Raw genomic sequence first — 18165 nt, 5'->3', positions numbered from 1 at the left:
CACCCGCTGAGTGTAAATGCCGGGTGAAGAAGCCATAAGAGGGCAGATCTGATGCAGGCTGGAGACAAGGTTCGACTGATTGCCAACCCAGCGAGGGTTGGCATTCTGGGCAACCAAGCCGACGGCCCAGCGCATCGGCGGCGAGTGTTAATTACCTATCTTGACGGTATGGAAGACTTCGTTTTGCCTTCGACCCTGGAGAAAGTCGAGAACACGCCGATGCGCCCTTACGACTGTATCAAGCAAGGACGCTTCAGTGATGAAGAGGACCTGCGTACAACCATCACGTTCCATCGATTGAGCGGCAAACTCGCCAACCTTATCTATAGCCTCAACACGACTAACACCCAGTTCTTGGCTTACCAATTCAAGCCGGTATTACAGTTCCTCGACTCCCCTTGCAACGGTATCTTGATCGCCGATGAGGTGGGTCTAGGTAAAACCATCGAGGCTGGTTTGATCTGGACAGAGCTACGCGCCCGCCTGGACGCCAAACGCTTGCTGGTCGTCTGTCCTGCAATGCTGCGTGATAAATGGCAGGCTGAGTTGGCAAACCGCTTTGGCGTCCAAGCAGAAATGGCTGATGCAAAAGAGCTGCTGAAAAAGCTCCAAGCTGTCAGAGAGCGCCCCCAGGACGGCTTTGCACTGATTGCCAGTATGCAAGGGCTGCGCCCTCCCAGGGGTTATGACGATAGCGAGAATCCTACCCAAAGCGCTGGCGCTAAGTTAGCTCGATTCCTAGAGGAGGCTGAACTCGATGAGCCGCTGCTGGATATGGTCATCGTCGATGAAGCTCACTACCTACGCAACCGGGGTACACAGACCAATCTACTAGGGCAGTTACTGCGCCCTGTCACATCTAGCCTGGTGATGCTGTCCGCGACCCCCATCCAACTGCGCAGTAGTGACCTTTTCAACCTCCTGCGATTGATTGACGAGGATGCTTTTCCGTATGAGGAAAGCTTTCGCTACAGCCTGGAGGCCAATGCACCAATCGTGCAATTGCGTGATCGCATCTTGGCAGGACCGGTTACTCGAGCAGAATTTGTCGAGGGATTGAAGGAAGCACTCGATGCCCGATTTCTGGAAGACAACGAACAGCTTCAATACCTACTCGATCATCCCCCCGGCAAGAAGCATCTGACCGATCCGAAAGGGCGGGCGGAACTGGCCGACCAGCTCGACCGGATCAACCCACTCAGCAAAGTCGTGACCCGGACACTCAAACGTGATGTGCAAGAGCGGCATGTACTTCGAGTTTCGAACGCGATTAAGGCTCGTTTGAGTGATAGCGAGGCAGTGTTTTATGAACAGGTGACCGAGGCCATTCGTGAGTATTGCAGCAGGCAATCAGTATCGACAGGCTTCATGCTGACCATTCCCCAGCGGCAGATGGCTAGCTGCATGGCGGCCGCTTGTCGTGCATGGCAGCAAAAACACGCTTTGATCGAACAGGATGAACTTAATGAACTGCTCTATGACTTGCAGGGCGAATTGCCGGACGATGAGCCCGCCAGGCCGGACTCTATGGGCTCGCTGCTCGTTGCACTAGTGGATATTGCTCAAAAGGTCGGTGACTATGAAACACTCAAGCGCAACGACAATAAGTATGCCGAACTGCTAAAAAATCTTCGCCAGTATTGGGCTGAGAACCCAGGCAAGAAAGTGGTGTTGTTTGCCTTCTATCGGCAGACATTGACTTATTTGGCCGAGCGATTGCGTGAGAATGGCTATGACTCTGTCCTGGTCCGAGGCGGCATGGACAAGGGCGCAGCTTTGACGCGATTTCAGAGTGTCGAAGGGCCCAGTATTCTGCTGTCTTCCGAGGTTGCGTCGGAGGGGGTGGATTTGCAGTTCTCCAGCCTAGTCATCAACTACGACTTGCCTTGGAACCCTATGCGCATCGAACAGCGCATTGGCCGTATCGACCGTATCGGCCAAGAAGCCGAGCGGATATTTATTTGGAATTTCATGTATGCCAATACCATCGACGAGCGTGTTTATGATCGGTTGCTGGATCGCCTCCAGATTTTCACGCATGCGCTAGGCAGCATGGAGGGGATACTTGGGGAACCGATTACAGAGCTGACGCAGTATTTGCTCACTCATAAGTTGTCTCCTGAGGAAGAGATACGGCGCATCAACCAAGCGAGACTGGCAATCGAAAATACCAATCGACAGCAGGAACAGCTTGAGGCCGAAGCTACCCAGCTGATTGCTCACAGCGACTTCATCCAGAATAAAGTCCGGGCAGCCCGTGAGTTAGGCCGCTACATTCGAGGTGAGGATTTGCTGAGCTATTCTCAGGACTTCTTCAGTGAACATTACCCAGGCTCACATTTCAGACCCACCGACCGTGAACCGATGGAGTATGAGGTTGAGCTTTCGCTTCAGGCGAAAGTGGAGTTTGCAGCGTTCATTGAGTCACAGCATTTGCAGGGCCGTACTCTGCTGGTGGGCTCACGCCCCAAGCCGCTTCTATTCGAAAACTGCCAAGGCAACCTCTCCCATGCGTTCGAACGAGTGACTCAAGATCACCCTTTGATTCGCTTTGTGACAGAGCGATTAAGTAAATCAGGACGTAGCCTGGCGAAATTTCCTGTTTCGGCCATAGATTTGCCGGCCCTCCAGATTCAGGGGGGTGAGCCTGGTACTTATGTGTTCGGAGTCTACCGTTGGACCGTTTCAGGAACTCGAGTTGTTGAGCGCTTGGAATACGTAGCACGCCCTATAGGTGGAGATTACTTCATTGATGGAGAACAGGCTGAGCACCTCGTCAATACAGCGGCACTTTGCGGTAGCCAGTGGCTTGGGGTAAGCAATGAGCTAGATACGTCAGTAGCTGCGGGGCGTTTCGATGAATGCCTTGAACGGTTGGAGTCAAGCTTCGATGACTTTCAAGGGGCTCAAGGCCGTGAAGATCGTGACCGTTTAAAGATGATGACAAAGGCTCTGCGCTCACATCTTGATAAGCAGGCCGAGCGCCTCACACGGACAATTCAAACCTACATCGCATCGGGAGACGTACGTCGCTTACGCCTGATTCCGGCGGTTGAGGGTAAGTTAAAGAAGCTGACTAATCGAATTGATGAACGTATTGCCGAGCTTGAACTGAAGAGCGGCGACCGTCCTGAGCAAAACTTTGTAAGCGGTGGTGTTATACGATTGATCTGACGATCAAGGGAGCGATCGATGCGCAAAACATTGGCCGACCAACTCAAAGAAGCCTATGCCTTGGCTAGGCGGGAGATATCGACTCAACCTCAACCGTCTAAACCACTCGTGGCTCAACCTGTGGATAAAAGTCATCCACAGGAGAAGCAAAACCCGAAAGCTAATCCGCAAAAAACGCATGTAACCCCCACAGCCGCTAAACAGGCCAAGGCTTGGCCTCTTGAACATCCCCCCCGGCAGGAACCCCCTCCACTTGATCTTAGTGTTTACCGTAACGGTGTCCACGGAAAAGCCGCTTCCCCGACCAAAGCCAATCCCGTAGATGGACACTATGACCTGATTTTCCCTTCCCAAGCGCAACCAAGCTGGCAGCTCCAGAGTGATGATGAAGCCCCACCGTTGCTAGTGTTCGATTTGACGGGACAACAGGTACAAGCAACAACAGATCAACCTGCTCAATCCAAAATCGACCGTGAGTTAGTACTTGGGCTGGATTTCGGAACCTCCAGTGTCAAAGTTGTATTTGGTGATCCGGCGATTGGGCGATCGGGTAAAGCTTTTGCAGTGCCATTTCGCAGCGCCGAAGGTTTATCTGGTTTTCTACTACCATGCCGACTATATCGCTCGGCAGACACGTTTTCGCTGACGCCCGAAGGCCTCGTGTTTGCCGACCTCAAACTGGCGTTACTTGCTCACCCCGAGGCGGATGACAATCGGCTTCATGTGGTGGCTTTCCTTGCCCTAGCCATTCGGCGAGCCCGGGCCTGGTTATTTACCCAACACGAAGCGGTCTATCGATCCAACAATATTATTTGGAGTATGGCTATTGGCCTACCAACCGCCAATCACTTGGAGCCTGAGCAAGCGGATCTATTTGAGCAATTAGGATGGGCAGCATGGATATTGGCAGGTAACGATGCTGAGGTGATCACTCAACAATTAGCGACAACTGCGTTAAGACGTGCGTCTCACCTACGGCATGGCGAGGCCCCGACCGAACAAGAAGACGTCGAGATATCGGTAATTCCAGAAATCGCGGCGCAAATTTACGGCTATGTTGCTTCTGAACAATTTGATCCCAAGGCTGCCAACAACTTCATGATGGTTGATGTAGGAGCCGGCACGGTGGACACCTCGCTATTTCAGGTTAAACGTGGGAGCGGCGGCAAATGGGATTTTATTTTTTTTACTGCAACGGTTGAGCCGCTTGGGGTAGTGAATTTGCACAGGCATAGGCTGAATTGGTGGAGTACGGCTATTCAGGATCGATGCCCTGATCGTGTGGAGTTGCTGGAGGCCATCTCGGAAGCCGGGTTAGTCAGCGATACCCAAACGGGTCTACCCGAAAAGCTAGAAGATTATTTTTCAGCAATCAGCTTGATATTTACCACGCCGGCTCAGCACGCCGACAGACTGTTTTATAAAAAAGTCTTTAAACAGGTTGCTCATGAAACCTATTGGGAGACTTCACAGGGACGTCTTTCTCGTATTGATTTGACTGACCTTCCGGTTTATCTGTGCGGCGGAGGCAGTCGTCTCCCGTTCTACGAGCAGCTACGATACTCCCTTAATAACCATCCAAGTATGTACGAATGGATGAGGGTTAAAATCAGACAGTTAACGAAGCCAAATGACCTGATGGCTCCGGGCCTTCCTATTGCCGATTTTGATCGTTTGTCAGTGGCGTATGGTCTGAGCTTTTTGAATCTCGGGAAAGTTCTGAAGGCAGTTCCGAAACCCGTAATTCCGGTGACGAGTTCGGACGCATGGCGCGATAACTACATCGAGAAGTAGGTATCTGCAATTCTCCCGCATATCCTTCGCTGACGCCTTGCACTGACGGAGTGAAATTCCGTTTCGACCAGGATGTCTATCCTTGCTGAAAGTGTGTTCACGTATAAGGATCTTCACAGAGAAAAAGTGTTTTTCGTACTGAGGTGGCTGATGCAGACCATATTTTGGAAATTTTCTTACGCAGAGCATTTCCTGGACGCAATCGTAGCTTCAGATGATTTGCCGTTTCCCGACCTGGCGCAATGGCCTCAGGCTAAGAACCACGATATCCGGACCATTCGGAATGATCTCAGGATCGGCCACTATGTGCTGCTGGCTACCTTCAACAAAAACACCAATGAAGGGACGGTTCGCGGGGCAGGTCGCGTTGAAAGCATAGATGGTGAAAAAATCACCATGACTTGGACAAAGGTCAAACCATCCTGGCAGCTGCTACCTCACCCCCAAGGGGGCATTGCACAATGGCGAAAGGAAGGGATATTCCGCTTCGATGTCCAGCCAGCAAACCATTACAAGTTGGAAAACCGATTGGCAAAACTGTTTAAGCATACTGCGAGCTTATAGCTGACCAAGTCAGGAGGGAGGCTTCTTCTCAGTCTCAACGCAGCAGTACCTACGACTGTTGGCGCTGATGCGATTTTGACCCAAGTCGCCGGAATTCATCACCCACCCGAATTCTCAACAAATGATGGCCTTGCGGGTGATCTCAGAGGCAGGGTATGGGTCAGTCAAAATTAGCAGGCCTGATCAAAATCGCGTCAGCGACAACAGGCACTACCGCATCAGCAACAATAAAGGAGTGCATAGCAAAATCTAGCGATGTATAGCGATGTATAGCGAATTTTGCTAGACATCGCTAGATTGGCACATTTGGCGATCTCAGTATTGGCGCCGATGCCAAATTGACCCATTTGCCGAGACTTTACTGACCCCGCCTGATTCCTTGCGAATCATTGCCTTTACTGGATTTGCCGATTGGAGATGGGTCAGTCTTGCTTCGGCAAGTGGGTCAAATAGGCTTCAGCGACAACAGTCTCCAGTCTAATGTGCTTTGGCAATCATCCCCCCAAATTCAACCACTGCTCAATCCTTCGTTCCAGTCGTTCGAGCCCAGCGCCTTGCACCGAAAACCCACTGATGGAACCGACGCCGTGCTGCTCGATAAATTCGTCGGTTTCAAGCGAAGGGACGCATGTATCCCCAGGCAATAGCAGCAGGCAGGGAGTCGGCGCGGTACCCCCAAGGCGAAGGCTATCATGGTAGATATGCGCGGATTCCATGGCCTCGAGCACATTCTTCCGACCGCTGCGCCATTTAGCGTCCAGCACCATACTGCGCTTACCCAGCCCGACACTGTCCATCAGCAGAATGTCAGGGTAGCGTTCACGGGAAATACTGCGGGCGAGCGGGTTTGTCTCCACCTGCTCGGAGGGAAACCGTGCCTGGAAGAGTACATCGATCGAGCGCGAATTCGGTAATGAAAAACGGTACGACAGTTGCGCGCCGACCGCGGAACTGTGGGCAATCGGAGTACAGTTTTCGAGCAGCCGCGGCACAATCGCAAGCACTTGCACATAGCACCAAGTTTCGTAGATCCCCCAGGAAAAGTTGCTGTGCAGCTGGTCGAGAGGGTTGCTGCCCTCTATGCCGGTCATCAATGCGGCACAGCCCATTCGATATGCCCTTTGATAGCCTGGGAGAGCGGCGATCTGGGTCAGTCCGCTGGCGCTTGGGCCATGACCCGAGACCTGACGAAGAGTCTGGCCTTGGGCCATCAGCAGGGTCTGTGATATTAGATGATCCAGCACCTCAACACGGCGTGGGCTGCGCTTGGCCTGTTCGTCTTTAGGCCCCCCCAGCGCTTGAGCGCTAACCTTAGCCCGGAGATACATTGCCCTGGCTCTGAAGCGTTTCAACAGGGCGAGTAGAGTACGGTTGGCCGGTGTGTCGCAACTCGACGTCGAGCTGATGGTTTGGATCAGGACATCTTCTGGCGATTCGACCCCGGTACCGTTGAGCGCTGCAGCTAGCTGACGGTCGCGCAAAGCGGAGTGGTGTAATCGGCGGACCCTGGACAGCGGTAGATGCTGCCGATGGGCCAGAAGCGATTGATGTGGCGCTCTAAGGATAGACTCGACTGCGTCGAGAAACGCTTGCCCATAGTGACGCACACGCGCCAGCAGTATGGCATCGGCCAGTGTGGAGGTTTGTTGTTCGTTGCCGAAATCCAAGGTTGCCTCTGAGGTGCCTAACAGCAGGGCAGGATCGAAGGCGCGAATCGTCGCGATCATCTCGGCAAATGCGATTGAGGTGGACTTTCCTTGATTGACATCGACCTGCAATTGGCAGGCACTGACTTCACCCCGTGCATCGATCACCTCGACGTTGACGAGGCCGGCATAGAAGCCTGGTTGCCAGGTGAATAGGCCAGCCCTGGAATGGAGTTCGATGTCGTCCACGATCAAGCGCGAACCCGGCTCGATAACTAGCTGGTATTCAACGTTTTCATTGAACCCCGACTCGCGATCGCCAGCGGTGACAGTGACCCACGCTTCGTCGCAGCGAGAGCGAATTCGCAGCATAGCAGGGCTTCCTTAGCGCCAGAACCGTGTAGAACCGGTCAACAGCAGGTCTTCCTTCATGCTAGCGATTTTCTCGGCGCAACGCTCAAGACCGTGAGTTTTCAGGCAGTCGTGTACAGCCCCGAGGGCTGTTTGGAATTTTGTCGTCGCTTCGCCGCGAATTTTTGGAAGAACCTTGGCGTAGACCACATCGTCAAGCGCGTTTTGTGTCGGCAGCCCGGCGTTATGATGAAATGCTAGGTAGCCAAGTACATCACTGATGGTGCGCCAGCCGAAATGCAGTCGAACCGGTTCCAGCGCTTTCACAAGACCCAGGATCGCTTCGCGCACTTGGCCACGCAGATCGGCTGGCAGGGTTGTGGTCTGCCAACCGGGGAAGGCATCGACGTCGATCTTCCAGAATTCCAGAGTGTATGCTCGGTCGAGGACCTTGTCGGACAGACCGTGGGTCGTCTCATCCATGTTCACCGTGCCTATGATGGCCAAGTTGGCCGGGTAACGAAGAGTCTCGGGGACGTGCACGGTGTCATTGCCAAGCTGATGAAGGTCCAGATAGCACCCGGTTTCCATAGCCGACAGTATAGGGGCCAGGTATTGTTCGGGATGCGACAGGTTCATTTCGTCGAGGATCACTATGTAGGGGGTTTGCGGTGATCCGGCTGCCTGCAGCAGCACCTCGAGAAAGGGTGCGCTGCGGTAAGTGCTATCGCTGAGTGGACTGACATAGCCCAGCAACGCACTCGGATCGTACCAGCCTGGTTGCACTGGAATCACCTGAATATTGGGGGCCTGATCCGACGTACTGCCGCACAGTGCATGGGCGTAATTGAGCGCCAACTGTGTTTTGCCTGAGCCGGAGATGCCGGTCAACACCGCGAAATGTCGCCGCGGATTGGACCAGAGTCCTGCGTGCAACTGCCGAATCAGCTGAGCATCAAAGGCCATCTGCTGACCCACGCGAGCGCCGAGGCGGGTGACGATGTCTTGCAAGTTGGGGAGAACGAGGTTGTTCAGCTCGGCAGGGTCAACCGGCTCAATCACGCTGATTGTGTTTTGAGGTAGGCTCTGGGGCTCCCAGGCGATCATTTCACCCCAGCGTCGGCCGCGTTCGGTCAACTGCAACATTCTTCCACTGTTCGGTTCAATGACGCCCAGGTTTCTAAGCCAACTAAGGATAGCGGTTGGCACATCCGCCTTTGTCCAGCCAGGATTAATCGCCTGCAGCATCACGACCAGGTGCGACTTAGAGCAAGGATCGGTTTTTAGCTGTGTGATTACATGGTCGACTCCCAAGACGCGGGTAAGCAGGTGGTCAGCCAGTTCATCGGGATCTTGGGACTCGAGCAGGTTCAAGCCCCGTGCGTTTAACCCGTAGATGCCGTCCTCGCGTTTGCAAATATCCAACTCTCGGGCAATGACGTTTATCATCGTTGAAACGCTATTATCGCGGAGGTCGGGTTTGACTTGCCGCAGTAGATCGGCAAACTCCTCTCGGGTCACACCTTGGTTCAGGTCATCAAGCATTCCGAGCACTGTCGCGAAGCCACCGCCTAGCGCGGTAAGCCCCTTGCGACGTAGAACCGCAGGCAATGGCGTCAAGCCCAGCTCAGTGGGCTCAACGGGCTCTGCGGTATCGCTGGCATTGGTTGTATCGAGCCTCTCATACAGTAGCCAGGGTAGGCAGAGACGGCGGACGGACGCCTCACCGGGCTCTGCCGGCCCAAGCACCAAATCGATTCGGGCCCTTATCGCGAGGTGCTTCTGAACGTGGTGGTCGTGTATGTCACCGCCCAGCGCCCGGTGCAATACGTAGAGCCGCCCTTTATCGCCAATGGTGGTGAACTGCTCTGGGAAAAACGCGCACATCACACGATTCAGTTTGAGCCAGGCATTGCGCGTGCACAGTGCTCGCATACGCCGGGAAAGTTCGTCGTAAAGGTTGATTAGGTAATTTTTTGCTTCGACCGGGTCGGTCGGCAAGGGCTGGGCAAACCGTGTGGCGAACCACTGCACAAAATCAGGGTCGTCCAATGCCGGCTCGATGTTCACATGCCCGTTACCGGTGGACGATATCGCCTCGGAATTCCACAGGTGCAGGAGAAAGTCTCGACTGACTAGGCGATTCGGTATGGCGCCCTTCACTTCTTCGAGAAACCTTCCCAGAGCCGAAGCCCATCGCAGGTTGTGCTCGGATTGCGCAGAGCCTACGAGGATGGCTTGAAGGTGGGTGTTCAATACGGCATCGCTATCGATCTTCACACGCTCTACCTCTGTGGTTTGCTGGCGATGATAGCAAAGTGGCTATAAGGGAAAGGGGCTCTTTCTGGGCACTGGTGTGCCGAGCCGGTTCAGTCAGTAGGTTGTCCGGGATTAGCTGACCACTACACCCTCAACCGGCCGCCCAGGGTGCTCGTGTATATATAGGAAAGGAAACGTAAATTCGTGGAGCGCATGCCAGTACCCCCCCAAGAAAAATGAGTGCCCATGCAGGTCTAAATCGGCATCACGATGGATCGGCTTGGATTTGGTGGAGCGGCGTCGCGTGTGAAGGGTTAGTCAGGGGCTGTATTCAAGTGGAGCTCGTTGATCAAAGCCTTGCGATACCGCAATGGTGTTCCATTGAGTTCGACAAATAACAATCGATTCGCCGAGCTCACCAACACTGGCATTTGGCTGCTGGGGATTGGCACGTATCCCGTGAACTGTTTGTCATTGATGTGGATCGAGCCGATCGCCGCCGGTTGCTCGACTAAGCTATCCAGCCATGGATCTGCCACTAGACGCAGGTGGGCTTCTGGATATTTAAACCCCTCAGGCTCAATAACACGGCCCGTCAACGTCAAGGTCGCCATCTCTTTAAAGTGGCTTCTCCCTTGCCACCGGTCTTTAGGCCCCGATAGGTAAAACGACCAGCTGAAATCCCAGCTTGTGATCTGTATTTCGTATCGAGCGTGGAGCCTCTCTAGACGAGGTCGGCCTCGTTTTTTTGGGAACTTATCTTGTTGGACTTTTGCCATAGCCTTTCCAGTTAATGGGCAGGTATCAGGTTCACTCCTACACCGGACTCCATCGGTGCTGCGTTAACTTATCAGAAGCGGATTGGGTTTCTCTGTTTCACAGCTGTTTTTACGGGCTACGCCACTGTCCCACATGAGGGGAGGATAACCGGTTCCGTTTTGCACATCACCGCAACCCCGCACAGGAAAACTGACCAACCGCGCGCGGGCACTTTATGAGGCATCTCCGTACCTTTAGCAGTGTAGCCATCTGGGCTACGTTCCTATGGAGACCCAACATGCACAAACAACCATCCCTCACGAGCCAACACATGGTGAAGCCGAGCTCCAGCCCATCGTCAAATAACGGCCCCAAGGGCCGCTCGCGTCCGGCATGCCCCACCCCATTCCCCGGTGGCAACTGGCCCAGCAAGGTGCCTGGTGTCAAATCCGGTGGCAATCGCGGCCAAGGGCCGAAAGCGTAGTCATTAATCAGGACGGTTAACGCAAGGATGCGGATATGCCATTAGGACGAACGGAGTTACTCAATGATGCCGAAGACTGCTACTGATATTGACCCGCTCCCGCCTTACCCGCGCCTAGGCGAATGCTACCGCCTCCTGGCTAAGGCGCTTGATACCAAAGCCAGCAACCGCCAGGTAGACCGGTTGGCCAGGGAAGGGGACTTTGACTGGCAATTACTGGCGCAACTGCGTGAGGAGCTGATAGAGACGCCACTGCTCGCCAAGAGCAACGAAAACTTCACTGACTTCGTGATGAGTTCCGCGAAGACCTTTCACCACGGTTACGTGGCGCTGATTAAAACCGTTCAGCTGGACGCTCTCACCCGCAAGCAAAGCCTCCCAGCCCTCATTAGCCTTCTGTTCGCACCATTCGCAGCGTCTTTCTTGCTGCGAATGCAGGAGGCCGTTCCTAGCCCGCCCATCGCGGCGTTGTTGAACGATCAGCAACACCCTGTGGCGGTTACCTTCACCTGGCTGGAACAGGAGCTTGGTGTTGAAACCAATCAGCTCGGGCACCTGCTGTACCCAAACGCCCTTGATGAGAACAAGAACGGGCGTGAACTGATGCAGCGTTGGCGCCATGGCCAGCAGTTGCCCACCCTTCAGCGCATCGGCCTGCTGCAAAGGACACTTCTGGGAGTGTTCCCCCTGCGAGATCGACTGGTCACGGCCTTCACGGAGTGGCTGATCATCGCCAGGGTCTTGGTGGTATTCGATGAAGCAGCCTCCGCCCACCTAAAGCTGCGTGACAGTATCCTGCGCGAGGTACTGGGCAATGTGCCACCCGACGATATCGGGAATAAGCTCGCGGCGCTGAATGTTCAAGCCTCTGCGCACAAAAGCAAACTGGTAAAAAGCGGGCTTCTGCTCGACGACCAGTTGAAACGTACAACCTCCAAAGCCTTAGGCGACCAGGCCCGGACGCGTTACGGCCTAGATCAGTTCCGCCACCAGATATCGCTTCAAGAACCAGAGCCTGTCAGTGCCTACTTCCTAGAATTCCTAGAAGGTCGCTGGCACGTGCTCGCGGGCCAATTGGAAACAGCGCTTTTCCATTACGAACGAGCCGCCGACTTGGCACTGTATCGCTCTGGCGAGACGCAAAAGAACATTCTCAGGGAGGCCCTGCTATTGGCGGCCTATTTGGGAAAGCTACCGCTGTATAAACGTTTGAAGCACCGAGCACTGGTTATGGGCCTCAGCTTTCTACCAGCCTGGAACAACGTCGTTGCCACCGCCGAGGAACTGGAGATGATTCGCGGCAACTTCGAAGATCGATTCCCAGCAAGCGGCCGCTTTCTAGAATCGCGGATGAGCCTCCACTAGAGCCACGCGCTGCGCGTAATTGGCAGTTACGTTAAATCAGCCCCCACCGTTATCCACAGCCTGGTGAAACTAAATGACCATTCTGGTCGCCAGGTTCCGCGATTGCGCTATACCAGAAGGGTTGGGCGTGGCATGACGGGCAAGTGGAGGGGCGGCGTATGCGCACAGCCATCGAACAGGAGACCGGCGCGGCGCGGGAATTTCGGGTGCTGCGGGACGGGGAAGCCTGGCGGCTGGAACTGCGCCTCGGCGCCAAGTGGCTACCGGTGCGGGTGTGGCGCTCACTAACCGCCGTAGGTCGGTTCTGCGAAGGGGTGGGCATCAAGGTGATGACAGTCGAACTTTAATGAAAGCCGCATTAACCAGGTAACTGACCTGTACCTGGGGCACCGATTCGCGTAATGGACGTTATGGTCAGACTCCTAGTCTGGCTAAGTGCCGATGAGAAATGCCAATCCGGCAATTAGCAACCGCAGGCAGACAGATAAGAATTTAACGTCCTAATGGCTGTTTGCCTTTACCCACAAGGTCGGTCTGGATAATGTGACGGACGACACAGGCTAAAGACCTATAGGGCTGTGCTCTCTCCTACCGCGCCACGATCTTGCGCACGGCCAGGGCAGTGTCGTCACGGAGTCGGTATGGAAATGGATTGGGAATCGCTGTTCGACGAACTGTGGAGTTATGCTGCATCGGATCCTATGGAGCTGGAGACGAAGATCCGCTCGAGCTTGAAAGGCCATTCCTCAGAAGGCCTGCTCCAAGCCATTTCACTTCTGATTGCTCAGGGGCAGCACGCCACAGCCAGAACACTCCTCAGCGAGTTCCTAAAAAACCATCAGGCTGCGGAAGATATTCAGCGCAGGCTTGAACTGATCCTTCGTTTTAAAAAACATCGCGCACAGCAAACGCTCTCGATCAAGAGCAAGCAACGCAGCAAAGAGCTGCTCCTCAAAGACGTCAACGGCCTGGTCGCGTCTGGCAAGTTACAAGCTGCCGAGTCGCTCCTCCTGGAAGCAATTGATACGTTTGAAGAGCCTGACTATCTAAACCTGCTAAGTCGCGTTTACATGCTACAACGCCGCCCCATAGATGGGGCCAAAGCCATGCAGCGCGCTCTATTGCTGAGACGCCAACAACAGGCCTTTGTCGAAATAGCGCCTGAAGAGACGACGGATGATCTTCCGACAGCCAGTGACCTGGCTTTCCTCAACGACTCAGCTGAACGCCTAACGACCTTAGAAAGCCCACCCCCCCCGATCAACAAGGCGTTGACCGAAACAGCCGATGATTCGCTCAACTTCATTCAGCACACGGCATCTCAATACCCCTCGTTGAAAACTGACGGCTGGTGGGAAGGCCAATCAGAATCAACGCCTTCTGAAGCTCCAATGTGCCTCGGTAAACCTGAAGCCGGTGATGCACCTGATATGGCTTCAGCAGCTACAGACGACTCCACCGAAGAGCACGCGGCTGAGGACGAGATCGCTCCGTCCGCCCCCATAAAAAACATTCTCAAACTCACCCATCCGAGGAAAGAGACAGAGGCTGGAGAGGGATTAACCAAGGTCAAGGTATTCAACAAATCAGGGCGCTCATTAACCTCTATTCAGCCAACAAGATTGGACACTCCAGAACCATTGGATTCTGATGGCCCTCCCTCACATGTCATACCATCGCTAGTCACGAAGGCTTCTGCTCCCACGTCTCCAAATCAAGATGAGATATCCGATGAGAACGATGAGGATGAGGATGGTGAAGACCTCGCATTAACCGATCTGGAGCTAGACATCCCTACTTCGCCCCAGCTGAACTTGGGGCTTGAAGCCCTTGAAGATGACCTCGACCTCGATCATGACTTGTATGATCTGACCATTATCGAACTTGGGGCAGGCCTCGAAGAAGAAACCCGCACTGATCTAGATGACTTCCGTGATCTTGATGATGACTATGCGGCTTATGCCTTTGACCCGGATGAAGTCTTTGACGGCGAGGAGGCTGTAACTGCCGAGTCAAATGATTGGCTCGCTGACAAACTCTCCCGCGAAGACCGTGCGCTCCAGAAAGCCGCTGAGTTGATCGGAAAGGCCAACTGGCCGCTCAGCACACTCTCTCTGGTTCAACAGATTTTTGTGATGAGTGGCTGGGGACAGACTCGTCTCGCACTTGAGAGAGAAATCGAAAAAGGACTCGCCCCTCAAGAGCTGATCTTGGCTGCTCATATCAAAGTGATCTGGTCTGAGAATGATATCTACTGGATCGCTTTTGATAAAAACGGTAGTAGTAGCCTGTCCTACTACGTTTTGTCATGGCCGACAGCCTTGCTGATCGTCCGCTCTTTTGAATCACTGCCACAGGTGGAAGAAATAGAGGTTTTCCTAGAAAGTCTATTTGCTTCTTGGTACGAGAACACTGTCTTGCGCCGTGCATTTAAAGCATTTGCTCGGTATCTGTGGTTCAGGTTTGCCAATTTGGAAGGCTGCTTACCTGCCAATCAGCCCTTTGACTTCTGCGATCCTCACGAGCTACCTGCTGAGGAATACAGCGATTTGGGGCTATGCGATGTGCTGGAAATCGAAAAAAACGAGATCCTTCGGGCCTACGGCGTATTTAAAACCAAACATCCGCAGGAGCCTGGTTGCTATTTGAGTGACAAGCCACTTGTAGTAGAAAAACCACCGCTTAATGCCGAAAAGCGGACTAAGAAACCTCAGCCTGAGGACACAGATATTCCTGAAGAGATTGAGGCTGAAGATGAGACTATTGACGATGACGCTGATGAAGCTCCATCACAGTTGTCAGCGGCATCGCTCACATCTGCCTTGCACGCACAGAGTATCGACCTAACCTTGCCAAACATTGAACCGTAACGGATAAAGGATTAGCCCATGAAGCCCCTCAGACTTACCCATGTACCAGGTTGCTGGGTCAGCCAAAAATCACCCAGCGGCCAAGAGGAGCGTCGGGGCATCGTCAAAATGGCCATTGCTAAAGAACCCGAAAATCAGCTTCAGGTTCACTGGTTTAGTCCTGAGAAGAAGCTGGCCTATGTCGATGCTTCTGCCGTGCGCTCAGGCTTTCAAAATGGCATGGACGTGGTCGATGACACTTCTGGCAGCGGCATTCGCTCACTAGGGCTGGGCGTCATCATGCAGCAACGCACCTTGGCAGGCAGCGAACAAGTGTTGGTCGACTTTCCTGAGCGTGGTGAGCGCCATTGGCTGCCCTATCAATATCTGCGTCAGGTGAAGGGCGTTAAGCATCGGTTTGTCACAGCCAGCAAAGGGGAACCAATCGATGCCGAGCGCATGCGCCTGCGCATGCTGGCCCATGCCATTAAGGTGTGGAATGAAAACACTGGTGCCCTTTCTCACCTAGAAATTGAGCCGCTGCCTCACCAGATTCACCTTGTGCACCACATCCTCGCATCCGGCAACTTCAACTGGTTGATTGCGGATGATGTGGGTTTGGGTAAGACCATCGAGACTGGAATGCTGCTGCACGCCCTGCGACAACGAGACCTGGTCAAACGCATCCTGCTGATCACGCCCGCAGGCCTGACCAAACAATGGCAGGAAGAGCTGTACCACAAGTTCAAATTGGAAGACTTCGAGATCTATGGCGAAGACTTTTTCATCAATGAACCCCGCCAATGGAAGATGCACGACTGCGTCATCGGCTCCATGGATCGCCTGAAACAAGTAGACCACCTGGAAAGCCTGCTCCAGGCAGAGCCATGGGATCTGGTGATCTTTGACGAAGGGCATCGACTCAGCCGCCGCCAGTACGGGCAGAAGCTGGACAGCTCTGAACGCTATGACTTGGCAAAGAATCTACGCAGCCAAACCAAACACATGCTGTTGTTGAGCGCGACTCCTCACCAAGGCAAGCAGGACAAGTTCGTGGCACTGCTAGAGCTACTACGCCCTGAGCGTCGCACCGAGCTGATGATGCTCAACCTGAATCCAGAAATTCTGCATGACATGGTGTTCCGCAACCACAAAGCTGACGTGACCGATGCGGAAGGAAACTTCATATTCCAAGGCAAAATAACCAGTGCCTTGCAGGTGCCCAGCAGCCATGAATCCATCGAGTTCGATAAAACGCTTCAAGCCTATCTGCGCAAAGGCTATGGCGCAGGTGAAGCGCTAGGCCGTACCGGTAACGCCATTGGTTTCGTCATGACGGTTTATCGCAAGCTGGCCGCCTCCAGCGCAGCAGCCATTCACCGGGCGCTGTGCAATCGTCTTCAGCGCCTTCTCGACGATGAAGCCAACGCTACCTCAGAAGACGAACCCAGCGATGAACGCTACCTAGGTGAGTGGGAAGAGCAATTCACCAGTGATGCCCGCGAATTCTTTGCCGGTGAAGTCCAGTTGTTGAAAGACCTTATTGATGAGGCCGCTGCGCTGAAAGCCAACGACCTCAAACTGAAGCTGTTTATCGAAGACATCATCGGCAAGATCCACGCAGCCAACCCCGACGAGAAAGTGCTGATTTTTACCGAATACCGAACTACTCAAAACTACCTGCGTGATGCCTTGGCCAACCACTATGGCAGCGAACAAGTCGAGTTAATCAATGGCTCAATGCAACATGCCGAACGGCGTGAAGCCATCAAACGCTTTGAGGAGCAAGGGCGATTCCTGATCTCGACCGAGGCGGGCGGGGAAGGCATCAACCTCCAGAACAAGTGCCACGTCATGGTCAATTACGACCTGCCCTGGAACCCCATGCGCCTCGTGCAACGCATCGGTCGTTTGTATCGCTATGGTCAGAAGAAGAAGGTCGTCGTGTTCAACATCCAGCAAGCTGACAGCCTGGATCAGAACATCGTAGACCTAATGTATGAGCGTATCGACAACGTGGTGACTGACCTGGCCGAGGTTCAGCAGCATGAATTCAACGACGGCCTGAAAGACGAAATCCTCGGTGAGCTAGCCGAGTTGATTGATGTGGAAGATATCCTGCAACAAGCCACAAAACTCGGTATCGACCGAACCCGAGAGCGCATCGATGAAGCGTTAAAGCAGGCACGTACTGCTGCCGTAAAACAACGTGAACTGTTTGCCCACGCCGCCACCAGTGACCCAAATGAACTGCGCGACGAGCTAGAAATCACCGTCGATCACCTCTACAGCTTTGTCCTAGGCATGTTCGATCAACTTGGCATAGAGGTGGCAGAACGCAGCCATAAAGAGCGGCTATTGCGTATTCGCCTATCTGATCAAGTGACGCGTGAAATGGGCCTATCACCCAAAGCCTCACAACGCATGGACGTTACCCTGGATCGCATGCTGGCCGCTAATCGCCCTGACACCCATATGCTCGACCTCAACTCCAAGCTCATGCAGTACCTGCTGGGTAAAGCCTGCGAGTACGACTTCGGCGGATTGGCTGCAATGCTCAAAGCACCAGAACTCGGTGAGGGTGCACTGCTCGGTGCCATGCTGCGCTGGCAAGGCCCACAGGGCAAACGCATGCGACAGGAGTTTGTGGCCATTCAGGTTAACGATGGTAAAGCCAAACTAAACCCTACAAAAGCCAGCCAATGGCTACTGAAACCAGCGGAACACAGCCCCCTGAGCCCCGATGGCCAAGTCTCCAAATTACTGTTCAAGGCCGCAGAAGAGGTGGCTAACCATCGCCTGGCCGATGCCAGTAACCGCTACCTGATACCAGAGAATTTGGACTGGGCTGCCGCAGGCTGGACACAGTAGCACTGACTTCGCACACTTTAGGCCTAAGCGCCGCACCGTTTTATTTAAG

Annotated in this window: 10 protein-coding genes; 7 read left to right on the top strand and 3 right to left on the bottom strand. The window is 53.9% G+C overall.

The annotated features are described in order from the left end of the window. Nucleotides 1-51 precede the first annotated feature (51 nt). From AC07UI_RS03025 to AC07UI_RS03015, 3 genes are all read left to right on the top strand, one after another. Nucleotides 52-3174 carry an SNF2-related protein gene (locus tag AC07UI_RS03025; RefSeq protein ID WP_494991064.1) on the top strand — a complete coding sequence of 1041 codons (3123 nt, stop codon included), beginning with the start codon at nt 52-54 and terminating at the stop codon, nt 3172-3174. 18 nt (nt 3175-3192) lie between these two features. Further along, nucleotides 3193-4968 (top strand): hypothetical protein, encoded by a 1776-nt coding sequence (locus AC07UI_RS03020; protein ID WP_494991063.1) that lies wholly within the window; start codon nt 3193-3195, stop codon nt 4966-4968. Nucleotides 4969-5118: 150 nt separating this feature from the next. Further along, complete coding sequence (locus AC07UI_RS03015; RefSeq protein WP_494991062.1) at nt 5119-5532, top strand: hypothetical protein; 414 nt, start codon at nt 5119-5121, stop codon at nt 5530-5532. A gap of 494 nt (nt 5533-6026) precedes the next feature. Here AC07UI_RS03015 and AC07UI_RS03010 read toward each other — a convergent pair whose 3' ends face one another. The 3 genes from AC07UI_RS03010 to AC07UI_RS03000 all read right to left on the bottom strand — a co-directional run bounded on the left by AC07UI_RS03010 (nt 6027) and on the right by AC07UI_RS03000 (nt 10567). Continuing rightward, entirely contained in the window at nt 6027-7550 is a 1524-nt protein-coding gene (locus AC07UI_RS03010; RefSeq protein WP_494991061.1) for a DUF2357 domain-containing protein, read from the bottom strand. A gap of 12 nt (nt 7551-7562) precedes the next feature. Continuing rightward, a complete protein-coding gene (locus tag AC07UI_RS03005) occupies nt 7563-9809 on the bottom strand; it encodes an McrB family protein (RefSeq protein WP_494991060.1) in 2247 nt (748 codons plus the stop codon). A 293-nt stretch (nt 9810-10102) separates the two neighbouring features. Continuing rightward, nucleotides 10103-10567: a hypothetical protein gene (locus AC07UI_RS03000; protein ID WP_494991059.1), complete on the bottom strand. Its 465-nt coding sequence runs from the start codon at nt 10565-10567 to the stop codon at nt 10103-10105. Nucleotides 10568-11094: 527 nt separating this feature from the next. Here AC07UI_RS03000 and AC07UI_RS02995 point away from each other — a divergent pair. The 4 genes from AC07UI_RS02995 to AC07UI_RS02980 all read left to right on the top strand — a co-directional run bounded on the left by AC07UI_RS02995 (nt 11095) and on the right by AC07UI_RS02980 (nt 18116). Continuing rightward, nucleotides 11095-12396 (top strand): hypothetical protein, encoded by a 1302-nt coding sequence (locus AC07UI_RS02995; RefSeq protein ID WP_494991058.1) that lies wholly within the window; start codon nt 11095-11097, stop codon nt 12394-12396. 158 nt (nt 12397-12554) lie between these two features. Beyond that, nucleotides 12555-12743, top strand: coding sequence for a hypothetical protein (locus tag AC07UI_RS02990; protein ID WP_494991057.1), 189 nt, complete (start codon nt 12555-12557; stop codon nt 12741-12743). Between the two features lie 294 nt (nt 12744-13037). Further along, nucleotides 13038-15266 carry a hypothetical protein gene (locus tag AC07UI_RS02985; RefSeq protein WP_494991056.1) on the top strand — a complete coding sequence of 743 codons (2229 nt, stop codon included), beginning with the start codon at nt 13038-13040 and terminating at the stop codon, nt 15264-15266. 438 nt (nt 15267-15704) lie between these two features. Next, a complete protein-coding gene (locus AC07UI_RS02980; protein WP_494991181.1) occupies nt 15705-18116 on the top strand; it encodes a DEAD/DEAH box helicase in 2412 nt (803 codons plus the stop codon). The last annotated feature ends 49 nt before the right edge of the window (nt 18117-18165 follow it).

It is taken from the genome of Pseudomonas sp. GW821-FHT04C07 (assembly GCF_059420325.1).
Note: the sequence above shows the minus strand (reverse complement) of the source record. Positions and strands in the feature narration are given on the sequence as shown.

Bases quoted from the DNA above. Each gene is read 5' to 3' on its own strand.
- AC07UI_RS02985 (WP_494991056.1), top strand. From the start codon at position 13,038: ATGGAAATGGATTGGGAATCGCTGTTCGACGAACTGTGGAGTTATGCT.
- AC07UI_RS02980 (WP_494991181.1), top strand. From the start codon at position 15,705: ATGCGCCTGCGCATGCTGGCCCATGCCATTAAGGTGTGGAATGAAAAC.
- AC07UI_RS03000 (WP_494991059.1), bottom strand. From the start codon at position 10,567: ATGGCAAAAGTCCAACAAGATAAGTTCCCAAAAAAACGAGGCCGACCT.
- AC07UI_RS03015 (WP_494991062.1), top strand. From the start codon at position 5,119: ATGCAGACCATATTTTGGAAATTTTCTTACGCAGAGCATTTCCTGGAC.
- AC07UI_RS02995 (WP_494991058.1), top strand. From the start codon at position 11,095: ATGATGCCGAAGACTGCTACTGATATTGACCCGCTCCCGCCTTACCCG.
- AC07UI_RS03025 (WP_494991064.1), top strand. From the start codon at position 52: ATGCAGGCTGGAGACAAGGTTCGACTGATTGCCAACCCAGCGAGGGTT.
- AC07UI_RS03020 (WP_494991063.1), top strand. From the start codon at position 3,193: ATGCGCAAAACATTGGCCGACCAACTCAAAGAAGCCTATGCCTTGGCT.
- AC07UI_RS03010 (WP_494991061.1), bottom strand. From the start codon at position 7,550: ATGCTGCGAATTCGCTCTCGCTGCGACGAAGCGTGGGTCACTGTCACC.
- AC07UI_RS02990 (WP_494991057.1), top strand. From the start codon at position 12,555: ATGCGCACAGCCATCGAACAGGAGACCGGCGCGGCGCGGGAATTTCGG.